General features: G+C 68.5%; 23 protein-coding genes and 1 pseudogene. 10 read left to right on the top strand and 14 right to left on the bottom strand.

Annotated features, from left to right (window positions below; genetic code table 11):
• Positions 1–9: 9 nt before the first annotated feature.
• The 3 genes from ACLJQF_RS32290 to ACLJQF_RS32280 all read right to left on the bottom strand — a co-directional run bounded on the left by ACLJQF_RS32290 (position 10) and on the right by ACLJQF_RS32280 (position 4,124).
• Positions 10–2,625 carry a caspase domain-containing protein gene (locus ACLJQF_RS32290; RefSeq protein WP_410614110.1) on the bottom strand — a complete coding sequence of 872 codons (2,616 nt, stop codon included), beginning with the start codon at positions 2,623–2,625 and terminating at the stop codon, positions 10–12.
• On the bottom strand, positions 2,618–2,947 hold the full coding sequence (locus tag ACLJQF_RS32285; protein WP_410614109.1) for an effector-associated constant component EACC1: 330 nt from the start codon (positions 2,945–2,947) through the stop codon (positions 2,618–2,620). The genes ACLJQF_RS32290 and ACLJQF_RS32285 overlap by 8 nt, the downstream gene beginning before the upstream one ends.
• 478 nt (positions 2,948–3,425) lie before the next feature.
• The gene (locus ACLJQF_RS32280; RefSeq protein WP_410614108.1) at positions 3,426–4,124 is read right to left on the bottom strand and encodes a hypothetical protein; all 699 of its coding nucleotides are present in this window, start codon (positions 4,122–4,124) and stop codon (positions 3,426–3,428) included.
• Between the two features lie 166 nt (positions 4,125–4,290).
• On the opposite strand from ACLJQF_RS32280, the gene ACLJQF_RS32275 reads away from it, so the two are divergent.
• Entirely contained in the window at positions 4,291–7,011 is a 2,721-nt protein-coding gene (locus ACLJQF_RS32275; RefSeq protein WP_410614107.1) for a dsDNA nuclease domain-containing protein, read from the top strand.
• Positions 7,012–7,122: 111 nt separating this feature from the next.
• Here ACLJQF_RS32275 and ACLJQF_RS32270 read toward each other — a convergent pair whose 3' ends face one another.
• The gene (locus tag ACLJQF_RS32270) at positions 7,123–7,683 is read right to left on the bottom strand and encodes a hypothetical protein (protein ID WP_410614106.1); all 561 of its coding nucleotides are present in this window, start codon (positions 7,681–7,683) and stop codon (positions 7,123–7,125) included.
• A gap of 205 nt (positions 7,684–7,888) precedes the next feature.
• Between ACLJQF_RS32270 and ACLJQF_RS32265 the strand changes: the two are divergent.
• Both ACLJQF_RS32265 and ACLJQF_RS32260 read left to right on the top strand, forming a co-directional pair.
• A pseudogene (locus ACLJQF_RS32265) lies at positions 7,889–8,461 on the top strand (radical SAM protein); the annotation flags it as partial.
• 33 nt (positions 8,462–8,494) lie between these two features.
• Positions 8,495–8,770, top strand: a complete 276-nt coding sequence (locus ACLJQF_RS32260; RefSeq protein WP_410614154.1) for a hypothetical protein — start codon at positions 8,495–8,497, stop codon at positions 8,768–8,770.
• A 189-nt stretch (positions 8,771–8,959) separates the two neighbouring features.
• On the opposite strand, the gene ACLJQF_RS32255 is transcribed toward ACLJQF_RS32260, so the two are convergent.
• The 3 genes from ACLJQF_RS32255 to ACLJQF_RS32245 all read right to left on the bottom strand — a co-directional run bounded on the left by ACLJQF_RS32255 (position 8,960) and on the right by ACLJQF_RS32245 (position 10,295).
• Entirely contained in the window at positions 8,960–9,373 is a 414-nt protein-coding gene (locus tag ACLJQF_RS32255) for a molybdopterin-dependent oxidoreductase (RefSeq protein ID WP_410614105.1), read from the bottom strand.
• Positions 9,374–9,494: 121 nt separating this feature from the next.
• A complete protein-coding gene (locus tag ACLJQF_RS32250; protein WP_410614104.1) occupies positions 9,495–9,722 on the bottom strand; it encodes a pentapeptide repeat-containing protein in 228 nt (75 codons plus the stop codon).
• A 153-nt stretch (positions 9,723–9,875) separates the two neighbouring features.
• The gene (locus tag ACLJQF_RS32245) at positions 9,876–10,295 is read right to left on the bottom strand and encodes a hypothetical protein (RefSeq protein WP_410614103.1); all 420 of its coding nucleotides are present in this window, start codon (positions 10,293–10,295) and stop codon (positions 9,876–9,878) included.
• A 120-nt stretch (positions 10,296–10,415) separates the two neighbouring features.
• On the opposite strand from ACLJQF_RS32245, the gene ACLJQF_RS32240 reads away from it, so the two are divergent.
• The gene (locus tag ACLJQF_RS32240) at positions 10,416–11,489 is read left to right on the top strand and encodes a serine hydrolase domain-containing protein (RefSeq protein ID WP_410614102.1); all 1,074 of its coding nucleotides are present in this window, start codon (positions 10,416–10,418) and stop codon (positions 11,487–11,489) included.
• A 220-nt stretch (positions 11,490–11,709) separates the two neighbouring features.
• On the opposite strand, the gene ACLJQF_RS32235 is transcribed toward ACLJQF_RS32240, so the two are convergent.
• Both ACLJQF_RS32235 and ACLJQF_RS32230 read right to left on the bottom strand, forming a co-directional pair.
• On the bottom strand, positions 11,710–11,994 hold the full coding sequence (locus ACLJQF_RS32235; RefSeq protein ID WP_410614101.1) for a ubiquitin-like small modifier protein 1: 285 nt from the start codon (positions 11,992–11,994) through the stop codon (positions 11,710–11,712).
• A gap of 2 nt (positions 11,995–11,996) precedes the next feature.
• Positions 11,997–13,079 carry a WD40/YVTN/BNR-like repeat-containing protein gene (locus ACLJQF_RS32230; RefSeq protein WP_410614100.1) on the bottom strand — a complete coding sequence of 361 codons (1,083 nt, stop codon included), beginning with the start codon at positions 13,077–13,079 and terminating at the stop codon, positions 11,997–11,999.
• A gap of 171 nt (positions 13,080–13,250) precedes the next feature.
• Between ACLJQF_RS32230 and ACLJQF_RS32225 the strand changes: the two genes are divergently transcribed.
• From ACLJQF_RS32225 to ACLJQF_RS32210, 4 genes are all read left to right on the top strand, one after another.
• The gene (locus ACLJQF_RS32225; protein WP_410614099.1) at positions 13,251–13,622 is read left to right on the top strand and encodes a YciI family protein; all 372 of its coding nucleotides are present in this window, start codon (positions 13,251–13,253) and stop codon (positions 13,620–13,622) included.
• Positions 13,623–13,673: 51 nt separating this feature from the next.
• Complete coding sequence (locus ACLJQF_RS32220; protein ID WP_410614098.1) at positions 13,674–14,498, top strand: NAD(P)H-binding protein; 825 nt, start codon at positions 13,674–13,676, stop codon at positions 14,496–14,498.
• Positions 14,499–14,711: 213 nt separating this feature from the next.
• Positions 14,712–15,044 (top strand): hypothetical protein, encoded by a 333-nt coding sequence (locus tag ACLJQF_RS32215; protein ID WP_410614097.1) that lies wholly within the window; start codon positions 14,712–14,714, stop codon positions 15,042–15,044.
• Between the two features lie 61 nt (positions 15,045–15,105).
• Positions 15,106–15,312, top strand: coding sequence for a hypothetical protein (locus ACLJQF_RS32210; protein ID WP_410614096.1), 207 nt, complete (start codon positions 15,106–15,108; stop codon positions 15,310–15,312).
• Between the two features lie 61 nt (positions 15,313–15,373).
• Here the strand turns inward: ACLJQF_RS32210 and ACLJQF_RS32205 are convergent, their stop codons facing one another.
• Genes ACLJQF_RS32205 through ACLJQF_RS32195 form a run of 3 tightly spaced genes read right to left on the bottom strand, consistent with a single transcriptional unit; the run spans position 15,374 to position 17,090 of the window.
• Positions 15,374–16,423 carry an NAD(P)-dependent alcohol dehydrogenase gene (locus ACLJQF_RS32205; RefSeq protein WP_410614095.1) on the bottom strand — a complete coding sequence of 350 codons (1,050 nt, stop codon included), beginning with the start codon at positions 16,421–16,423 and terminating at the stop codon, positions 15,374–15,376.
• Positions 16,420–16,644 carry a helix-turn-helix transcriptional regulator gene (locus tag ACLJQF_RS32200; protein WP_410614094.1) on the bottom strand — a complete coding sequence of 75 codons (225 nt, stop codon included), beginning with the start codon at positions 16,642–16,644 and terminating at the stop codon, positions 16,420–16,422. Before ACLJQF_RS32200 ends, ACLJQF_RS32205 begins: the two co-directional genes overlap by 4 nt.
• The gene (locus tag ACLJQF_RS32195) at positions 16,638–17,090 is read right to left on the bottom strand and encodes a hypothetical protein (RefSeq protein ID WP_410614093.1); all 453 of its coding nucleotides are present in this window, start codon (positions 17,088–17,090) and stop codon (positions 16,638–16,640) included. The genes ACLJQF_RS32200 and ACLJQF_RS32195 overlap by 7 nt, the downstream gene beginning before the upstream one ends.
• Before the next feature lie 99 nt (positions 17,091–17,189).
• On the opposite strand from ACLJQF_RS32195, the gene ACLJQF_RS32190 reads away from it, so the two are divergent.
• Positions 17,190–17,540 (top strand): YciI family protein, encoded by a 351-nt coding sequence (locus ACLJQF_RS32190; RefSeq protein ID WP_410614092.1) that lies wholly within the window; start codon positions 17,190–17,192, stop codon positions 17,538–17,540.
• A gap of 5 nt (positions 17,541–17,545) precedes the next feature.
• Positions 17,546–18,826: an RNA polymerase sigma factor gene (locus ACLJQF_RS32185; RefSeq protein WP_410614091.1), complete on the top strand. Its 1,281-nt coding sequence runs from the start codon at positions 17,546–17,548 to the stop codon at positions 18,824–18,826.
• A gap of 56 nt (positions 18,827–18,882) precedes the next feature.
• Here ACLJQF_RS32185 and ACLJQF_RS32180 read toward each other — a convergent pair whose 3' ends face one another.
• On the bottom strand, positions 18,883–19,503 hold the full coding sequence (locus tag ACLJQF_RS32180) for an enoyl-CoA hydratase/isomerase family protein (protein WP_410614090.1): 621 nt from the start codon (positions 19,501–19,503) through the stop codon (positions 18,883–18,885).
• Entirely contained in the window at positions 19,500–20,093 is a 594-nt protein-coding gene (locus tag ACLJQF_RS32175; protein ID WP_410614089.1) for a TetR/AcrR family transcriptional regulator, read from the bottom strand. Before ACLJQF_RS32175 ends, ACLJQF_RS32180 begins: the two co-directional genes overlap by 4 nt.
• Between the last annotated feature and the right edge of the window lie 26 nt (positions 20,094–20,119).

The following is a 20,119-nucleotide window of genomic DNA, read 5'->3' as shown; positions in this document are numbered from 1 at the left end:
CCCGCTCTGTCATTCGATCCGGCGCAGCGGCCGGCTCTTGCGGCCGGTGAACTCGCGCAGTCCCAGCTGACGAAGGATGCCGTCTGCGCCCATCCACGCATAGGTCGTCCTGACCCAATCCGCGGTCTCGGCGAGCGAATCGGGCTGGTTCCGGTCCCGGAGCGCGGCTACGATCAGCTTGAGTTCGTCGTTCGAGCGGCCGGTCAGTGCCGTGTGAAGCACCGCCCGGCCGACGTCCGCTTCGCCCGTGCCGAAGAGGTACGCGATGTCGTGCGCGATCGCGGCCTCACCTCGGCCGGGGGCCGCCACGTCGGCGAGCAGCGCATCGGCGTGCGCCGGGAACTCAGGGCGCAGCCCGCGAACCAGCGCGCCCAGCCGGTTCACCGGCTGCCCCGTCAGGGGGGCTGGCAGCGCGCTACCATCCGAAGCGAGCGCCGCGAAGACCTCGCCGAGTGCCGGCCTTCCCGCCCGGACCGCCAGGAACATGAGAGTCTTCGCTTCGTCCGATGGCAGGTCGCGAAGCAAGCCGGTCAGCCCGAGGGGGTCGACGCCCTCGGCGAGGCTCGCGAACATGCGCTCCTTCGTGGCCGGGTCGAGCGCGTCGACGATGATCACGATCAGCTCGGGGTGCGCCGCGATGGTTTTCGTGACCAGGTCGGCGAACCGGCGCGCCAGGTCCGGGTGCGCGGGTCCCAGCGCGGCCAGCAGTGCGGCGCAGAATTCCGCTCCCCGATCGACCGTCACTTCGAGAATGCGGCCGCGGTCCGCGTCGTCGCTTCCGGCGAGCAACTCGAGCAGACCCATCACCGTCGTACGGGCCGCGCTATCCCGGAGCACCTTCCTCGCGTCGACCGGACGTCCTTCTTCGCGCAACGAGGCGACGATCTCCAGGACCGAACCGGCGGGCCGGGACGCGGCGACCAGCGAACAGATCCGGTACGCCGCCTGTTCGTGGTTGCGCAGCCGCGCGCCGGCGGCGAACGCGATCACCTCGGGGATCGACGATACTTCGGCCGCCCGGGCCACCACGAGGTCGGCGTGTGCTTCCTGCTCCGTCTCCCAGAAGACGTCCGCGACGTCCAGCAACGAACTGGCGTCGTGCGCGCGCCGGACGAGGCCCTGCGCGACCTCGGTGCTTTCCGCGTCGTGACCGGCTTCGGTCATCGCCTTGCACAACTGCGCCACGGCCGGGGGAGGCCGGGTGGCTACGATGTCGGCCGCCGCCGCGTAGAGCCCGAACGCGACTTCCTCTCGGCCGACCTCGCGCAGTTCGTCGGCCAGGGCAACGATGTCCGCGCCGGGCAGGTCACTCGCGGCGCGGAGGATCAACCGGTCCACTTCTTCGCGCAGTCCCGCGAGCCACAGGGCATTGATCAGGTCGATCAGCCCCCTGGCCGCCTGCGTGGCGCCGAACGCGGCGTTCAGCAGTTCGACGAGTTCGTCGTCCCGCCCGTCGGCTTGGAGCAGGCTAGCCAGGTCCGCGGCATCCGCCGCGCGGCAGGCCCCGACGGTCCGAACGAGCTGGATCGCCACGTCAGGAATGTCCATATCGTGCAGCGCATTGACGACCCGCAGCACTTCCGCCGGTGCCCGCAGGGCTGCGCCCGCGAGCACGACGCGGACGTCCTCGGCGTTCCCTTGTCGCCAGAGCAGTGCTGCGATGGCCGCGACTTCCTGGTCTGCTCGCAGCGCGGCCGACGCGGCCAAGAGCTGTTCCCCGAGCTGTTCCTGCCCGTGTGCGCGCATGGCCTGCACTTCGAGGTACATGTCCGCAGGCCGGCGCCGGAGCAAAGCTTCCATGCCCGGCGGCGGCTGGGGCAGCTCGCGGGCCGGATCACTCGCCCGCTCCCGCGCCGGACGAACACCGACGCGGTGCCGATTGCGGACCAGCGCGATCGCCTTGCCGTCATTGCGGGTGCGTTGCTGGGGTACCGGGAAGTGGCGGGCCTGCAGGTCGACGCGCACGTGGTAGAACAGCGTCTCCATGTCGAGCAGGTCCGGGCCTTCCGGCAGGCCGTGGACCAGCTTGTCCACTAGTGCCCCGGTGAACGCGGTGTAGGGCTCGTCGGGTGGCGCCAGCGCCAGGCTCGTCTCGGCCGACGCGGTCATGAGGTAGGTCCCGTCCACCCGGGCGTGGTCGGCCAGCTCGGCCGAACCGCCCATGCCGCCCTGCAGCGCGCGACCGCTGTAGCAGCAGTCGAGGATCGCCACTTTGCCGTAACAAGCCCGCGCGGTGCCCACGATCTCGCGCCGGATGTCGTCGTAGCGGACCGAGCGGTAGAGCCGGTCGCCCGCCGCGCCTGGCAGGGCGAGGTAGAGATCCGAGCGATCATCGAGCAGGCCGTGACCGGCGAAGTAGAACACCAGGGCGTCGGACGCTTCGGACGCGGCCGCGTGCACGGCCTCGAGCACGTCGTCGACGGTGCCGGGGTTGAGCAACGTGACGCAGTGTTCGTTGGGAAGTCCCCACAGGTCGGGGTCGGTGAATACCCGGTGCAGTGTCTCGATGTTGTTCGCGACCGCGGGCAGCGCTTCGAGGCTTGTGTAGTCGGACACCCCGACGAGGACGGCCCTCGAAGCGCGGGGATCCGGCAGCCCGGCCCGCGGTCCGGCCGCGTCAGTCATCGTCACCCTGCGCCACAGGCAGGTTCAGGCGCTTCACCATGGCGATTTCCTCGTCGGTGAGCGGCGTGTTGAAGACGAACTGCACCGGCGGCGCGGCCTTCCTCGACCGGAGGAAGCTCGCCCACGCGACGCCGAGGTTGGCGAGCCCGGTCAGCGTGCCGATCGACATGCACACGACCTCGACCGCGCCCATGTGCCCGGTGCCCGACGTCGCGCTCGTGCTGATCTTCGCCGTCCGCACGACATCGATGTCCTGTCTGAGCCAGTGGTAGAATTGCTCGAGTGCCTGTTCGTCGCCCTCGGCGCTGATCGTGAGTTCCACTCGGCCTCCGCTCGAAGTCCCTTACCTCTCCCAGTCGCACGGCGAGGCCGGTTCGTAACGGCGGCCTGGAAGCTTTCGCGGCTATGGCCGTCTGGATGGGGCGACGTGGCCAGGTGTTGGCCTGGCCACGTCACACCCGTTCGCGTGCGTGGCGCGATGACGCGCTACCTGCCGATGAGGTGGGCAATCGCGTCGTAGCCTGCGGCGGTGATTAGTCCGGCAATCCCTGATGCCAGCCAGCGGAACCGCTCGAGGGAGCGTAGGCGGGTCTCGTGGTCAGCGCGTTCAGCAGTGAGGAAGTCAGCCGTGGCTTCCATCTTGGCGAGGCGACGCAGGTGCTTTCGGTCGAATGTCACGTGAGTGGTGCTTGCGGCGCACGACGGGCACCTTCGTGTGGGCTTGAACATGAGGAATTCACCCTTTCGGGTCATTCCTGGTACCCATCTCCAGGCGACCGCGTGCGTGGGACGTGCCCAACTCACACCGATGCGGTGCGGGTGCTTGCGTTCGACTTTAGCACCGTGGGCCAGCGCGGGGGGATCCATCGGTCATGTGGCGGCAGGTAGATTTTCGCGCGCCACGCGAGGCGGTGCTCCTCGGGGATGGTCTCGCTCTCGGGATCCAAGTTCTCCGTGAGCCTCGTGCGCACCTGTTCTGGCATCCTGTCGAGAAATTCCGACGACGGCAGAGTCGGAGGAACCACAAGCTCTACTAGATCGGCCGAGTCGAGTCGGGTATGGCCGTGCTTGCATCCGACCTGCCACCATCGGGTGAGTCCGTCAAGACTGTCGGCGAACGGCCAGTTGCATACGCCATGTTTAGGTTTGCCGCTCGATGTCCTGCCGACGAAATATATCCGGCTGCCGCCACCTTGAAGTGCGAAACAGTACACCCGGCCGAGTAGGCAGCCCTTCTCGCGGCAACGCACGGCCACTTGGGGAAGGGACGTGCGTCGTCGTGAGCTCATGGTCTGTAGCTGAGATGCGTACCAGTCGTTCACCTTCTGCCATAGCGCAAGTTCGGCTGGCCATGTCACCGACTTCATCCATTGCTTGAATTCCTCGAAGTCTGCTGGGTCTTTCGAGCGATACCAACGTTCGTCGAGCTCGTGGCGTCGTTCGTAGCCAGCCGTTGCTTCCAGCTCGGCCTGCCACGCCTCGCGTGGTTCGCGGATCATCGGTCCAGTTCCCGGGTCATGCCATCGCAGTCGTGCTCAGGGGAGGGTCAGGTTGGACGGTACGCCGGAGGCTTAGCAGCACGGCGACGAGGTGTCTGCGTGTGCGACCGCCGACGTCGGCACATGGTGAGTGCGATCTTCGAGGTCTAGAGCCAAACTGGTCGCTATGTTGAACCTGCCAGAGGATGCCCAGACAAGCCCTGTCCTCGACTCCGCGCAACTGGTGCGCATCGAGGCAACTCACCGTGGGTTTGGCTATCAGCATCTTTACGCGGTGGCGTGTCTGCTCACGATGGACCGGACGGACACCGACGAGGTAGTGATCGAGCACGATGAGGATGTCGAGCTGGTACGTCCTTCAGGCACGGTATACGTGCAGGTGAAGACTCGTGAACGCCCGCTTCGGTTCAGCGACTTGGACGGAGTGTTACCGCGGTTCGAGCAGTTGCGCCGGGCGCATGCTGGTGGCGAGCGGGTGGGTGACGCCGGCTTCGCGATCGTGAGCAACGCCGCCCCTGGGCCTGACCTTCGTGCCCGCATAGCGTCGTCGAGTTGGCCGTCTGACGTGGCCCTGGTGTGGCCCGGGGGATCGGCTGGCGGCGTCGATCTGTCGCTGCCGACGCCCTGGCAGGGGCTGCAAGAAGCTATGGAGGGGTGCGTCGAGTTAGCTGGCGGGGTTCCTTTCCCGAGCTTGGCGCCAGAGACGTTGGTGCTCAAGCTCGCCGGACTTGCGCAGTACGTAGCGACCGGCCACGCCGGCCACGCGGTGACCAAGGCTCAGCTGCACGAGTTCCTTGAGCAGTTGGTTGTCCAGTTGCACGATTTCCCGCAGCCGCCTGTCGACTACCGTCAGCAGTCATCGGAACCGGATCTGACAGCGCCAGGCAGGGTACAACTGGTCGTCGGAGTGTCGGGGGCGGGCAAGACCACCTGGGCCTCGATCATGTCGCTGCGCCATCCTTTCCCGACCGCCTACTTCGACGTTGGCGAGCTTCCGAGCCAGGCTGTGGCTTCCTCACTGGCCCGCGAACTGGTTGCTCGGTTTTTGCCAGGGCGAGCTTTGGGCGGAGGCGGCGCAGCACTACCCGCAGCGAGCGGCCTTGAGTTGATGGCCTTCCTGTCGCGACGGCTTCGAGAGGAAGAACTCGAGGTCACCGTTGTTCTGGACAACGTGCACCGCTTGTCCGCAGAAGCGTTGCGCTCGCTCGTCGAGGCGGCGCCTGACGTGCGGTTCGTGTTGCTTGGTCAGCCTTGGCCAGGGCAAGCTCCGGTTGAAGCCCTGTTGGAGATCCAGGCCGAGGAACTCGGTGGTTGGTCGCAGGACGATGTCGCGGCCGTGTTCGCCGCGGAGGGATGTCCAGTTGAGGTAGCGGCCGTGCAGCGTCTTCTTCGGCTGACTGCTGGGGTGCCGCTCTATGTGAAGGCAGCTGTCCAACTCGCTGTTCGTGCCTACGACCGCGACGTTACTGAGTTCCTAGACGCTGTGGAAGCAAGGCTCACTCACGTGGAGACTGCGCAGGAAGTCATCCTTGCCGAGACGTTCAAGCAGCTAACGCTGCCCGCTCGCACCGTTGCCTCGTTGCTCGAGCTCGCAGATGTACCGCTAACCACCGAGGAGGCACTCGACCTCGTCTCGACGGCAGGGCTGACGCCGGCAACGGCTGCCGCGACGGTCCGGGATCTTACGAGGTCAAGCATTCTCCAGGTGACTGGCGACGGAATCAAAATCCATGATGCATTTCGACTTCTGGCCCGCGATCACCGCGCGACCTTGGAGCCAGAAATCCTCAGCGCAGCGCTGGAGAACCTCGTCGTGCTGGTGCAACGATCTCTTCCCACGACTTGGACGGTAGGCCGGTTCGGCTTGTGGCTAAGACTGCTGCCGCAGACCGGCCGGCAGGAAACGTTGATCGACATTGCCACTCAGGAGGAATTCCACCAGGTCGGTGATCCAAGAGAGGTTAGGGCCGCTATTGAGGCGGTCGCGCAGTCCACCGATCTCGATGACGAAGTACGCTTCTGGGCGCTTGATGCCTTAGCGTTCTGGGACTACAGCGTGGGCAGCTATGGACATATTCCTAGCATGGTGGACCAGATGACTACCGCTGTGGGCGCAGGCACGGATGCGCGTGCTGGGTCGGCGCTCGCAATGAAGCAGATGATCGCCGCGTCCCTGCGAAAGGACCGAGATGGAGTCGAGGCCGCATTCAGGGTCGGGCTCGAAAGCGCTGAGGGAGATGCGATGGTGCAACTGATCATCCGTTACAACCGCGCACTCTCGTTGTTTCACCTCGGGGTTTACGGGGACGCAGCATCTGAGGCACTGAGCCTCGTCGAGGATTACTACGATCGCCTCGGGCTTGGCCTTGGAGATGTCTTCGGCGCGAACCCTGGTGACTTGCGAGCCGCCGTACCCGACACCGCTACTCGTGACGACGACTTCAGACACGTCGCCGACAGTCTTTATCTCCTTGCTGCTGCCAACAAGCGTCTAAGCGAGTCTTCGGTCGCGATGTCGTTCCTTCACGCGATGAAATTCTACAGCGCTGCATCGGCTTGGCGATCAGCTGTCCGAGCCGGGCAGGAAGCCATCGATGAAGTGCTTGAGCTGGGAGATCTCCAAGGTGCACGTAATATTAGCGAGAATCTCCTCTTGCCCCTGGTTTCGGAGTACCAGTTGGTCGATCTGCTTGTTCCAGTCCGCGCTCAGTATGCTGTCCTTCTCGCTTTGTGCGGCGAGGTCCATGGCGCCCGTGAAGAAATGACAAAATTGGCGGCATATCAACTTAACGACGCTGGAGCGGCAGAGTTGGCCAACCAGCGTCAACTCATTGACCGAATCGCTGAGAGGGGAGACCTGCCAGGGAATCCTGTCGTCGACGGCTAGCTGGCCAGCTATCTTGCGGGTGAGTTGATTCCTGTTCGCGCTTCGGATGTTCGTTGTCTGGTCGGCCGGTGCACCGTCATTCGCGCTGGTCCAGTGCTGTCCGATAGGTGATCAACTGTCGGTGCAGGTGACAAAGAGGATGTCGTGAATTTTCTGGGTCGGGCGTACTCGCCGCTCGCCAGTTGTGGTGTCGACGGTTGTGTACGCGTACAGGCTGGGAGTGACTGTGTCCTCGTCGACGTGGCCGAAGTACACCTGCAGCAGGTGACCGGCGAAGAACAGGTTGCGATCGGTCGGCTCGAACTGTAATCGGGCCTCGTTGTGTGGGATGGTCGCCAACAGGTGGGCGTCGCCGTGGAGCTCGCCGTTTTGGTCGCGGAACGCGAAGATCACGGGCTGGCGTCTGCCTCGTCCGATGAGCTGCTGGGCACGGGATCGGGTACCGACGGAGAGCAAACCGGCGACGCGTGCAAACGATTCACCCTTGCTGGCGAGGTCAGCTGCACACTGAGCCTTCTCGTCGGCGATCCGGGTCACGACGCGATCGTAGACGGTGAGCTGATGGCTGAGTTTCTCGTAGCGCTTCACGGGGTCGTCCTCCTTCAGGATCGCGCCGATTGCCGTGGAAACAGCAGCCTCTACCTCGGCAGCGAGAGTGGTTTCGGAGTGCATACCCATCACTATGAACTGTGCCCGGTGTCATGTCAACCCATGGCTATGCAGCTTGTGGTGGTCACTGTGGTCGTGGCAACGGACCCTATGAGGCGGCACCTGTCGAGCCTTTCGGGGGCGGGGGCGCCCTATGGTCAAGGTCACTTTCGGCTACTGGCCTGGTGTCAACCTGCGGTTTTGTGGCCTAGCGCGGTGTTGTAAAACGGTAGGGAGAGGTGAACCTCTCGCGAACTTTCGTCGCGTTATATCGGCGATATATCGGATTGTCGATCCGGCTCCTGCTGGGCTTGGTATCTCTCAGCGTTCGGTGACGGTGTCGACGGTGGGGTTGGCGCCGGCGATTCGGAAGTTGGCGGACGAGAAGTTGCAGGTGCGGTTGGCGGTGTCGCTGCATACGCCGGATGACGAGTTGCGGGACACGTTGGTGCCGGTGAACACCCGGTGGTCGGTGGACGAGGTGCTCTCCGCTGCCCGGTACTACGCGGACACCTCCGGACGTCGGGTCTCGATCGAGTACGCGTTGATCCGGGACATCAACGACCAGCCGTGGCGGGCCGAGCTGCTGGCGAAGCGGCTGCGCAAGCACCTGGGTCAGCTGGTCCACGTGAACGTCATTCCGCTGAACCCGACCCCGGGTTCGAAGTGGGATGCGTCCCCGAAGCCGGTCGAGCGGGAGTTCGTCCGCCTGGTGAACGCTGGCGGGGTCGCGTGCACAGTTCGGGACACCCGGGGTCAGGACATTGCCGCGGCGTGTGGCCAGCTGGCTGCTGAAGGCTGAGTTCGTGTTCGTTTCGATGATGGAGTGTTTGTCGTGATGTATGCCCCCAGCCTGTTGGATCCGGCTGCGGAGGAGCTTCGGCTCGCGGACGTGGTCGGTCGCGGTGCGACCGAGGTGGCGCGCGAAGCGCGGACACTGTTGGGTGAGCGGTTCAGCTCGGTGACGTTCATGTATGTGCTGATGCGCGCCTTCGAGGTGGAGTACACCGCGGCGTGTGACGCGTCGCGGTGGCACGAGTTCCACGGTGGACCGCGCGCGCTGTCGGACGCGGACCTGGAAAACCTGCTTGCTCCCTGGCTCGAGCGCTGACCCTGGTTCAGCTGATCCGGTAGAGGTGCCCGCTCTGGACGGCGAGCACCATGAGTGCTTGGGGGCCTCGCCCCGAGGCCTGTCACTCGTGCCATCGCACTCGACGGCCTCGCGCTCAAAAAGACTGGAGAAGAACTTCGTGGGCGCTGCCGGGTTCCGATCCGCGGCGCCCGCCTCGGATTGGGCCAGTCAGCTGACGAGGTTCGGGCTGCCGAAGGCCCGCCGGAGCCGCGTCAGCCAGTCGGCCGAGTCGGACATGGCCGACGTCGACGGCGAGGCGGTGCCGAAGACGACGGCTTCCGGCCCCGACTCCGCGGCGATCGCCGCCAGCCGCGCCGCGACGGTGTCCAGCGCTTCGTCCCAGCTCAGCCGCTCCCAGCCGGGGTCGGCCGCGCCTTTCGGAGCGGTCCGCCGCAGCGGGTGCAGCAGCCGCTCGGGATGCGCGACGATCTCCGGCGCGGCCTTGCCCTTGACGCAGAGGGCCTGCCCGGTGGGGTGCCCGGGCAGCGGGCGCAGGGCGAGCAGGCGCCCCTCGTCGACGGTGGCGGTGGCCCCGCACCGGGACACGCACAACGGGCAGAACGTCGCGACTTCGGTCGCCATCGGCGCACCTCCGAGTTCCGGCCCAGCCTCCATCCGGACCATTCATCGTGGCACCGGCGCGGTTCGGCGGCGCACTACAAGTTGATAAAGGGCATTCGGTGGGGAATTTGCGATCGGTGGGCTATTCCTCGGCGACACCCACCGGGTCCGCCGAGGTGGCCGGGGCGGTCGGGATGACTTCGACGGCCCCGGCGGCGATCGCGGTTTGCGGCGAATGACTTCGGGGCCATCGTGTTCTGGAATCGAATGTCGCTCCTTGCATGCTCGTGCCGTCCAGGTCCGCTCCGGTGAAGTCGGTGTCGGGCAGGTTGCAGTGGTCGAGGTTCGCTCTTCGCAGGTTCGCGTTCACCAGCGAAGCACCCCTAGGTCGAGGTGCCGCAGCCGAACGTAGTCGACTCCGTGCCACCGGTACGTGTGCTGTCCCAGCACCGTCAGCGCTGTCTGGACCTCGGGGTCGTAGTCCCGCAGTGAGCGGCCGGTATCGGCGAGCAGGACTTCGGATTCATCCGGCTGCGGCCGGACGGGCGGCCACGGGCTTCTGGTGCGGATGAAAGTCGAGAGGACGTCGGCGCAGGCCGGGCGGTGCGAACTCGTCGCGCTTCTCCTGTTCGCGCCGGACAGCTTCGGTCTTCAGGTGGACGTACTGCCGCCACGCCGGCACAGCCCCGGAAAGGGCGGCCAGGCCGACGATGCTCTGGACGAGAATGGCGCGAACGGCGTTCTGCTGCTGTAGCGCACCGTTCAGCAGATCCAGTTTGTCCTTGCCGGACAGCTGCGCGGCGTCGATCAGCGAAACGTCCGGCACCGGTTGCAGGACGGCGGGCAGCAGCGCCGCGAGCGCCACGAGGCTTGCCGCCGCCACGGCCAGTGCCGATCCGATCAGCGTCCGACGGCGGCGGGAAGTCTTCTCTGCGGTCGCCATGGGTTCCGTTCCTGAACAGGAGTGACACTGCGGCGGTAGATCGCGTCGACGACCGGCGTCGTTACGTCACGGTCGATATTCGGTGGCGCCGCCGCGGGGGACGGAGTTAGGTCGGCTCCCATGGTGCAGGTGCACGGTACGTGCGATGAGCGGTTCGGAGAAGTGCGCGACGCGCTGGCGGAGTCCTTGGCCAAGGACGACGTCGGTGCTTCGGTGGCGGTCGCCGTCCGCGGCGAACTCGTGGCCGACCTGTGGGGTGGGTACGCCGATGCCGGGCGAACCGTTGCCTGGGAAGAAAACACGATCACCAACGTCTGGTCCACCACCAAGACGATGCTCGCCCTGTGTGCGTTGATCCTCGCCGACCGCGGAGACCTCGACCTCGATGCGCCACTCGTCCGGTACTGGCCGGAGTTCGGCGCCGCGGACGTGCGGGTGCGGCACGTGCTGTCGCACACCGCGGGACTTCCCGTCTGGGACACGCCGATCACCCTCGGCGATCTGGGCGACCCGCCCAAAGTCACCGCGTTGCTGGCCGCGCAGGAGCCGCGGTGGACGCCCGGGGAAATCGGCTGTTATCACGCGCTCACCCAAGGATTTCTGCTCGGTGAGGTCGTCCGCCGGATCACCGGCAAGACGATCGGGGCGTTCTTCGCCGCGGAAGTCGCCGGGCCGCTGGGCGCCGATTTCCACATCGGGCTGCCCGACGCCCTCCACGACCGCGTCGCGCCCTCCCTCGCGCCACCCGGTGGGCTGACCGTGCCGCCACCCACCGAACTCTTCGACGCGGCCCCCAACCCCGAGTTCGTCCCCGAGGACACGAACACCGCGGCGTGGCGGCGCGCGGAGATCCCGTCGGGCGCCGGGTACGGCAATGCCCGGTCGGTCGCGGCCGTCCAGTCCGTCCTCACGTCCGGCGGTGCGGGGCTGCTGTCGCGGGCCGGGTGCGAGCGGGCCCTGGAGGAGCAGTACCACGGCCTCGACTACGGCCTGGGCGTCTCGATGCGGTACGGCCTGGGCTACGGCATCAGCGGCCGCAACTGCTTCTGGGGCGGCATGGGCGGCTCGCTGGTGTTCAACGACCTCGACGCCGGCCTCACCGTCGCCTACGCGATGAACCAGATGCTCGACGCCATCGTGGGCGACGGCCGCGGCATGACCATGGTGGCCGCGGCCTACGGCGGCCTGGGGTAACGCGTCAGCCGATCCGGTACAGGTGCCCGTCGCGGACGGCGAGCACCGTGCGCGGCCCAACACCGCCGTCTCCGGGATGCCGGGGTCGATGGCCGGGCCGCGTCGCTGGCCTCCGCCGGCCGGCAGACCGGCACGACACTGGGTGTCGCGCTCTCGAGCCAGGGACACGGTGTGGTGGCTGGTCGCCGCTTCGGGATCGCTCTCGTCGTCCTGGCGCTGCTCAGCCTCCCGCGACCGACGGGATGATCTGCACCTCGGCGTCCGCGCGCAGCACCGTCGCGGTGCCGTCGCGGTGGCGGCACTCCTCGCCGTCGACGTAGAAGTTGACGTACCGGCGCAGCCCCGCCTGCTCGTCGCGCAGCCGCCGTTCCAGCGCCGGGTACCGCTCGGCGAGCGCGTCGAGCACCGCACCCAGCGTGGCCGGCTCGGCGACGTCGACGGCCAGCCGGGATTCGCCGCCGGCCTTCTCCCGCAGCGTTCCGGGCAGCAGCACGGTGATCCGCACGGTCACACCCTCGCGGCGCGGACGCTCAGCACGTCGGGCAGGTGTGCCGCGACGAGCTGCCAGCTGTCGCCGTCGTCGCGGCTGGCGTAGACGTCGCCGGTCCGCGAGCCGAAGTACACCCCGGCCGGGTCGGCGTCGTCGGTGCACATCGCGTCCCGCAGGACGCCGGTCCAGTACCCGTCCGGCAGGCCCGCCCCCAGCGCCTCCCACGACTTCCCGGCGTCCTCGCTGCGGTACACCCGGCACCGGCCGTCCGGCGGGAACCGCATCGCGTCCGCGACCAGCGGGAACGTGTAGATCACCTCGGGCCGGTGCGGGTGGACGACGATCGGGAAGCCGAAGTCGCTGGGCAGGCCGTCGGCGATGGACTGCCAGGTCGCGCCGGCGTCGTCGCTGCGGTAGACGCCGTGGTGGACCTGCGCGAACAGGCGGCCCGGCTCGGCCGGGTGCCGGGCGACCTTGTGCACGCACTGGCCGTATTCGGGGTACGGGTCGGGCACGTGGACCGCCTTGATGCCGGTGTTGCTCGCCTCCCAGGACGCGCCGCCGTCCTCGGTGCGGTAGACGCCGCCGGTGGACATCGCCACGGTGACGCGGCCGGGGTCGGTGGGGTGCGGGAGCACGGTGTGGATGGCCTTGCCGCCGCCTCCGGGCGTCCAGTGCTCGCGGTGCGGGTGGTCCCACAGGCCGCGGACGAGCTCGTAGGTGCGGCCGCCGTCGGTGGAGCGGAACAGGGCGGACGGCTCGGTGCCGGCGTAGACGACGTCCGGTTCGCCCGCCGGGCCCGGCACCAGCTGCCAGGCCCTGGCGAGGGATTCGCCGGTGTCCGCCGGGAACGCGATCGGGGCGTGGTCGGGCTCGGCCCAGGTCGCGCCGAGGTCGTCGCTGGTGGCCACGCTCGGCCCGAAGTGCTCGCTGGTGACCCCGGCCAGCAGCCGCGGCCTGTCGCGGCGCGTGTCGATGCCGACCGCGTACACCTCCGTCATCGGGTGGTGCGGGCCGGTGACCTCCCACGTGGCCCGATCGTCCGTGCTGGTCGCCAGCCACAGACCCTTGCGCGTTCCGATCGCGAGCAGGACGGACATCCGGCACCTTCCCCGGTTCTTCGGGTGACTCAGGTCACAGGTACTCTGCCGGAAAAATCTCCCCGGGGAAATGTCGAACGCCGGACCGGTGCGTTCGACGCGGGGGTGAAGGCCGGTCACCGCGTCCGGGAACGCACCGGACCCCGGCCGAAGAACACCAGGGAGCACACCATGCGGTTTCTCATGATGCACCGGGTCGACGAGCACGACCCGCAGTCGTGGAACCCCAGCCAGGAGTTCATCGAGAAGATGGGCGGGTTCATCCAGGAGGCGGCGGAGAAGGGCACCCTGATCACCGCGGAGGGTGTCCACCCGACGGAGAAGGGCTCGCTGATCCGCAAGCCGCGCGGCGCCGCGATCCGCGTGACCGACGGCCCGTTCGCCGAGGCCAAGGAGGTCATCGGCGGGTTCGCGCTGATCAACGCGGCGGACCGGGCGGAGGCCGTCGAGTTCGCCAAGCGCTACGTCGAGCTGTTCGACCAGGACATCGAGGTGGAGGTCCGCCAGGTCGTCGAGTTCGACGAGCTGCCGACGCAGGACTGACGGCGGCCGGTGGCGCTAGGCTGGCCGGACAACGACTCTGGGGGTAGAGCGATGTTCCTGGTCACCGGTGCCACCGGCAACGTCGGTAGGGAAGTGGTTTCGGCACTCGCGGCGGCGGGTGCCCCGGTCCGGGCGCTGGTGCGCCGGCCGGATGCCGTTCTGCCGGACGGAGTCGAGGCCGCCGTGGGCGACCTCAACTCTCCCGGCGGGCTCACGGACGCGCTCAAGGGCGTCGAAGGCGTGTTCCTGATGTCCGGCTACGAGGACATGCCGGGCATGCTGGCGCGGGCCCGCGACGCGGGCGTGCGGCGGATCGTGCTGCTGTCCGGAGGATCGGCCGCGCTGGCGGACCTGGACAACGCGGTCTCCCGCTACATGACGCTCTCCGAGCGGGCGGTCCGGGAATCGGGCCTGGACTGGACGTTCCTGCGCCCGCGCGCGTTCTCGTCGAACGCCCTGCGCTGGCTGCCGCAGCTGCACGAGGGCGACACGGTCCGCGTCCAGTTCCCGGACGTCCCGGTGGCGTGCATCGACCCGGCCGACATCGCGGCGGTGGCGGCGCTCGCCCTGGCCGGCGGCCACGAAGGGCTGGTCCACGAGCTGACCGGGCCGGTGGCGATGCGGCCGGTCGAGCAGGTTTCGGTGCTGGCTTCGGTGCTGGGGCGGGACCTCCGGTTCGTGGGGCTGTCGAACGAGGAGACGCGCGCGGAACTCGAGGCGGGGATGCCGCGCGAGTACGTCGACGCGTTCTGGAACTTCTACGTCGACGGAACCTTGGACGAGGCGACGGTGTACCCGACGGTGGCGGAGGTGACGGGGCGGCCGGCACGGACCTTCGCCCAGTGGGCCGAGGCGCACGCGGCCGCCTTCCGCTGATCCCGCGCCGCTGTCCACTTCGACCGGATCAAGCGGCTGAAGGACCGCGGTTTCCGAGGGTGAGCGAACTCAGCACCAGCGCGTCCACAACCTGACCGTCCGGGACATCAGTACCTACTACGTCTTCGCCGGAAGCACGCCGGTCCTCGTGCACAACACCGGCCCCGGGCTGTGTGGGGAGTACATCAACTTCTACGGTGGGCCGAGGGCGGCGTGCTGGCGAACATCCGTGACGGCGTGATGAGCCTGGCCATCGAGAAGGGGCCGACCACCCCGCGAGGTGCCCAGATGTTCGATGACGCGATATCGAACTTCGGCGTGGAGAACGTCGCCGCGATTCAAGGAAAATGGGTCACCAACATGCCCAGCAACCTCAACACCTTCAATGACCTGACGAGGAGCGGAGCGATGACCGTCGAGCAGGCGGCAGCCGCGACGTTCACCGGAAAAATGGCAGCCCGATTCGGCTTCACCAAGATCGAGGTGGTCAAGACGATCGGCAGCCCCGGCGCGTACACCGACGTCGAAGTACTCTTCACCAAGTAGGCGGCCCGAGATGGAAGAAGTTGTCGCCGAAGCCCGGCGGATGATCCAGGAGCAGCGGAGCGTGTTCGACCTGCTCGAATTCCTGCAGGAGGATGCTTCCTTTCGCTGCACGCCGTTCAATTTCCTGCGGGTCCTGCACGAGGCCGCGGGAATTTCCTTGATCGAATCCCGGGAGCTGCTGTCGATGTTCGACCTCGACTGGCGGCCCAGTGCGCCGGCAGCCGAGATCGAACAGAAGTGGGCGGCGATGCTCAGCAGTCACGGCTGACCCGGCCCGCGTAAGTGCGTGAAGGCCACCTTGAGGAACTTGAAGTTCCTCAAGGTGGCCTTCACGCACATCGGCGTGCAGTGGCCGTCAGCCCGACTGCGCCGCCAGGCGCTCTTCGCGGTCCGCGGTCGCCAGTGCGTCCAGCACGCCGTTCAGATCGCACGACTTTGCCCGCGGAGTGTCCTTCGTGGACGTAGCCGATCGCGGTCACCGCGTCGGCGAAGGGGTACGTGCGGTCGAGCACCGGAGTGAGCCGTCCCGCCTCGATCGTCTCCCTCAGCACTTCGAGGTCCGCGCTGCGGACCCTCGTGACGAGTCCCCGCAGCCGGTGCCGCACGAACGGGTTCAGCAGCACCGCCCGGACCACCCGCTGGACACCGCCCAGCCACTTGCCGCCTTCGCCGCCGACGATCACGAGCGTGCCGCGCGGGGTGAGTGCCCGGCGCAGGTGGCTCAGCGAGCGCAGCCCCGCCGTGTCCACGATCAGGTCGTACCGCCGATCGGTGAAGTCCGAGAGCGTGTAGTCGACGACGTGGTCGGCGCCCAGCTCGCGCACCAGGTCCGTCTTGCCCGTGCTGCACACCGCGGTGACCTTCGCGCCGAACGCCGTGGCCAGTTGCACCGCGAACGACCCGACCCCGCCCGCCGCGCCGATCACCAGGACCGACTGGCCCGGCTCGACGCGCCCCGAGTCGCGCAGGGCCTGCAGGGCGGTGCAGCCCGAGATCGCGACGGCGGCCGCCTCCTCGAACGAGAGCCGGGCGGGCTTCGCGGATACGAGGTCCGCGCGGGCGACGGCGTACTCGGCGAATGCGCCTTCGCAGGTGCCGAACACCTCGTCGCCGGCCCGGAAGTCCGGGACGCCGTCGCCGGTTTCTTCGACCGTGCCCGCGAAGTCGACGCCTCGCACCGGGGCTTTCGGTGCGCGCAGGCCGAACCCCAGCAGGCGCAGCAGGTACGGCCGCCCGCTGGTCAGGTGCCAGACGCCCGGGTCGACGCCGGCCGCGTGCACCCGCACGACGACCTCGCCGGGTCCGGGCACGGGTCTGGCGACGTCTCGCAGCCGCAGGACGCCGGTATTTCCGTAGTGGTCTTGGACGAGGGCTTTCACGAGGACTCCTCCGGGTACTGGAACACGTCTTCGAGCGGGACGCCGAACACGCGCGCGATCTGGAACGCCATCTCCAGCGAAGGCGAGTAGCGGCCCTGCTCGATGGCGATGACGGTCTGGCGGGTGACGCCGATCCGGTCGGCGAGGTCGGCCTGGGTCAGCCGGCCGTGCGCGAACCGGAGGGCACGCAGCGAATTGGTGACGCGGGTCGGTTTCACCACGGCTGGAAACCCCGCCGGTAGGCGAAGACCCGGGCGGTCGAGTCGAGGATCGCCGACAGCGTGAACGCCAGGTAGAGGGCGTTGGCGATCCAGAAGTGCGGCGCCTGGGCCATGGCCAGCAGCAGCGCGGCGACGGCGCCGATGATGACCATCGAGTGGCCGATGTACTCGCCGAACCGGCCGATCTCGCGGTCGCGCTGGTCCTTTCCGCCGTCTCGCGAAATCACCGCGGCGAGGATGCTCAGCACGATCGACGCGACGATCGACGTGCCGACCGTCCACAGCAGTGGCGCGACGTAGGGGACTTCGGCCAGCGGCCGCTGGCCGGCCCGGCCGAGGACCACCACCAGGTACACCGCGTAGCTCACTATCGCGGCGACGCCGAGGATCCAGGCTCGCTTCTCTTCGTGGGGCACCTCGCCAAGGTAAAATAAACCAGACATCATGTCAAAGTTTCTTGACATGAGAAGATTCCCGCAGAGCCTGTCCAACGGGCCGGCCGTCGTTCGTAGTGGTGGCGTACGGCAACCGAGCCAGGAGGAATCATGAAGTACCTGATGCTGATCAACGCCGCTCTCGACGCCGAGGGCGCGCCCACCGGCTGCAGCACGCCCGAGGACTGGATGCTGTTCGACAAGTCGCTCAAGGAAGCCGGGGTCCACGCCGGCGGCGACTCGGTCGCCGACTTCACCACGGCCGCCACGGTCCGGGTCGACGAGCACGGCGAGCGGCTCGTCACCGACGGCCCGTTCGCCGAATCCCGGGAGGTTCTCGGCGGCTACTTCGTCGTCGACGTGCCGGACCTCGACGTCGCGCTCGACTGGGCGGCGCGCTGCCCGGGCTCGCGCGACGGCGGGTCGATCGTGGTGCGGCCGCTCGCCGGCTACGGGGGCTGACGGCGGTGGCGGGGCGGGCGGACGCGTCGAGCGGCGAGTGCGAGAGTAGCCCGCGGCTGACCCTCGAGGCGGTGTTCCGGGAGGAGCGCGGGCTGCTGCTCGCCGCGCTCGTCCGCCGGTTCGGCGACCTCGACCTGGCCGAGGAGGTGACGTCCGAGGCGATCGAGGCGGCGCTGGTGCACTGGCCGGCCGAGGGCGTGCCGCCGAAGCCGGGCGCCTGGCTGATGACGACGGCCCGGCGCAAGGCCGTCGACCGGCTGCGTCGCGACCAGGCCTACGCGGCCCGGCTCGCGGTGCTGCAGGTCGAGGCCGAGCGCGCGGCGCCCGCCCCGCCGTCCGACGGCGCCCTGCCGGACGAGCGGCTCCAGCTGTTCTTCACGTGCGCCCACCCGGCGCTGCCGGCCGAGGACCGCGCGGCGCTGACGTTGCGCTGCCTGGCGGGGCTGACGACGCCGGAGGTGGCACGGGCGTTCCTGGTCCCGAGCGCGACGATGGGCAAGCGGATCGTGCGAGCGAAGAACCGGATCCGCACGCTGCGGATCCCGTTCCGGGTACCGGACGCCGAGGAGCTGCCCGGCCGGCTGCCGGGCGTGCTGCAGGTCGGCTACTCGATCTTCACCGAGGGCTACGCGGCGAGTTCGGGCCCGGATCTGCAGCGGCTGGACCTGGCGGAGGAGGCGATCCGGCTGGCCCGCATCCTCCGCCGCCTGCTGCCGGGGGAGCGGGAGGTCGCGGGCCTGCTGGCGCTGATGCTGCTGATCCACGCCCGCCGCGACGCCCGCACCGGTCCGGACGGCGACCTGGTGCTCCTCGACGATCAGGACCGCGGCCGCTGGGACCGCGCGATGATCGAGGAAGGGACGGCCTTGGCCGAGATCGCGTTGACCGGCGGCCCGCCGGGCTGGTACGGGGTACAGGCGGCGATCGCGGCCCTGCACGACGAGGCCGCGGACGTGGCGAGCACGGACTGGCCGCAGATCGTGGCGTTGTACGACGTGCTGCGCGGACTGGCGCCGTCGCCGGTGGTGGAGCTGAACCGGGCGGTCGCGGTGGCGATGCGCGATGGGCCGGAGGCGGGGCTGGTGTTGCTGGAGGGGCTGTCGGCGGAGCCGAGGTTGCGGGAGTACAGCCCGTTCCCGGCGGCGCGGGGAGATCTGCTCAGCCGGCTCGGGCGGCTCGCGGAGGCGGCCGCGGCGTACCGGGAGGCGCTGGAGCTGGCCGGAACCGAGCCGGAGCGGGCGCACCTGCGTGGCCGGCTGGGGAAGGTGGAGCGCGAGGAGCGGTGACATCGCCCGGAACTGTCGGTGGCCCCCGGTAAGCTGGATACCGGGGGCCGGGAGGCCTACCCCGCCCGCAAAGCCGCCACGGCCGGCGCGAACATCGTCGCCTTGATCGCGCCCAGCGTCCCCCGGTCCTTCCCCGCCAGCTCCCGCACCCGTTCCTCCGCCACCTTCAGCACCGCACCCTCGGCCGCGACCTCGTCCACCAGCCCGGCCTCCACCGCCTCCGGCCCGCCGAACCGCCGCCCCGTCGTCATCGACGCGATCGCCGCCGACGGCGTCAGCTTCCCCTGGATCAGCGCGGCCATGCCCGGCGTGAACGGGATGTTGATGTCCGCCTCCGGGAAGCAGAAATAGCCCCGGTCCGCGCGCATCACGCGGAAGTCGTGCGCCATCGCCAGCATCGCGCCCGCGCCGAACGCGTGGCCGTTGATCGCCGCGATCGTCGGGACCGGCAGGGTCAGCACCCGCGCGAACAGCTCCTGCACCTCCGCGACGTACTCCGCCGCCTGGTCGCTGTGCGCCGTCAGCCAGTCGAGGTCCAGGCCGTTCGAATAGAACTTGCCGCCGCCGGTGGTCACCAGGGCGCCTTCGACACCGTCCAAAAAGGAATGAACCCGCTGCAGCCAGTCCGGTGAGAACCGGTTTTCGTCGTCGCCCAGGTCAAGTACGGAAACGGTCACGGTCGGTCCTTTTCTCGAGGGGGTACGGTCAGCACGGCCCGCACCGCGGCGGCCAGCCTTTCCCGCACCAGTGGATCGGTGATGTCGCGCCGGAAGAACGCCGTCGGCAGGTCGACGACGCAGGTCGTGATCACCTCGACGGCGAGCCCGTCGCCGCGGTCCCACAGCTGCCGGGCGAGTCGCACCAGCAGCGTGACCAGGCGTTTGTCCACCGCGTGCAGGGCGTCCGCCAGCTCGTCGGGCAGCTCCGGCCCGAACAGCCGGTCGCCGCGCACCGACAGCAGCATCCGCGCCCCGTCGGGACGCAGCGTCGCGAACACCGCGGGCGTGTCCGCCGCCGCGACGACTGCCTCCACCGGCGAAGCGGCCTGGTCCACCAGCGAAGTCTGCAGGTCGAGGAACGCCGAGGCCGCGCGTAGCCAAACCTGGGCCAGCAGCGCGCTGAGCGACCCGAACGCGTGGTAGATCGTCCCGTTCGGCACGCCCGCGGCCGCCGCCAAGCCGCGCACGGTCACGTCGGTCGAGGACGCGACGAGCCGCTCGGCGACGTCGAGGAGCGCGTCGAGGTCGTGGACGCGGGGGCGGGGCATGCCGTGACCGTAACAGAGCACGTGCT

Source organism: Amycolatopsis sp. lyj-109, from assembly GCF_046548995.1.
Lineage (GTDB): Bacteria > Actinomycetota > Actinomycetes > Mycobacteriales > Pseudonocardiaceae > Amycolatopsis.
This window is presented reverse-complemented; position numbering and strand designations above follow the sequence as displayed.

Excerpts from the sequence above, each read along its gene's own strand:
- ACLJQF_RS32245 (WP_410614103.1), bottom strand. The coding sequence starts at position 10,295 with ATGGCGACCGCAGAGAAGACTTCCCGCCGCCGTCGGACGCTGATCGGA.
- ACLJQF_RS32255 (WP_410614105.1), bottom strand. The coding sequence starts at position 9,373 with ATGGCGACCGAAGTCGCGACGTTCTGCCCGTTGTGCGTGTCCCGGTGC.
- ACLJQF_RS32240 (WP_410614102.1), top strand. The coding sequence starts at position 10,416 with ATGGTGCAGGTGCACGGTACGTGCGATGAGCGGTTCGGAGAAGTGCGC.
- ACLJQF_RS32195 (WP_410614093.1), bottom strand. The coding sequence starts at position 17,090 with ATGATGTCTGGTTTATTTTACCTTGGCGAGGTGCCCCACGAAGAGAAG.
- ACLJQF_RS32175 (WP_410614089.1), bottom strand. The coding sequence starts at position 20,093 with ATGCCCCGCCCCCGCGTCCACGACCTCGACGCGCTCCTCGACGTCGCC.
- ACLJQF_RS32290 (WP_410614110.1), bottom strand. The coding sequence starts at position 2,625 with ATGACTGACGCGGCCGGACCGCGGGCCGGGCTGCCGGATCCCCGCGCT.
- ACLJQF_RS32220 (WP_410614098.1), top strand. The coding sequence starts at position 13,674 with ATGTTCCTGGTCACCGGTGCCACCGGCAACGTCGGTAGGGAAGTGGTT.
- ACLJQF_RS32275 (WP_410614107.1), top strand. The coding sequence starts at position 4,291 with ATGTTGAACCTGCCAGAGGATGCCCAGACAAGCCCTGTCCTCGACTCC.
- ACLJQF_RS32225 (WP_410614099.1), top strand. The coding sequence starts at position 13,251 with ATGCGGTTTCTCATGATGCACCGGGTCGACGAGCACGACCCGCAGTCG.
- ACLJQF_RS32270 (WP_410614106.1), bottom strand. The coding sequence starts at position 7,683 with ATGCACTCCGAAACCACTCTCGCTGCCGAGGTAGAGGCTGCTGTTTCC.
- ACLJQF_RS32190 (WP_410614092.1), top strand. The coding sequence starts at position 17,190 with ATGAAGTACCTGATGCTGATCAACGCCGCTCTCGACGCCGAGGGCGCG.
- ACLJQF_RS32280 (WP_410614108.1), bottom strand. The coding sequence starts at position 4,124 with ATGATCCGCGAACCACGCGAGGCGTGGCAGGCCGAGCTGGAAGCAACG.
- ACLJQF_RS32230 (WP_410614100.1), bottom strand. The coding sequence starts at position 13,079 with ATGTCCGTCCTGCTCGCGATCGGAACGCGCAAGGGTCTGTGGCTGGCG.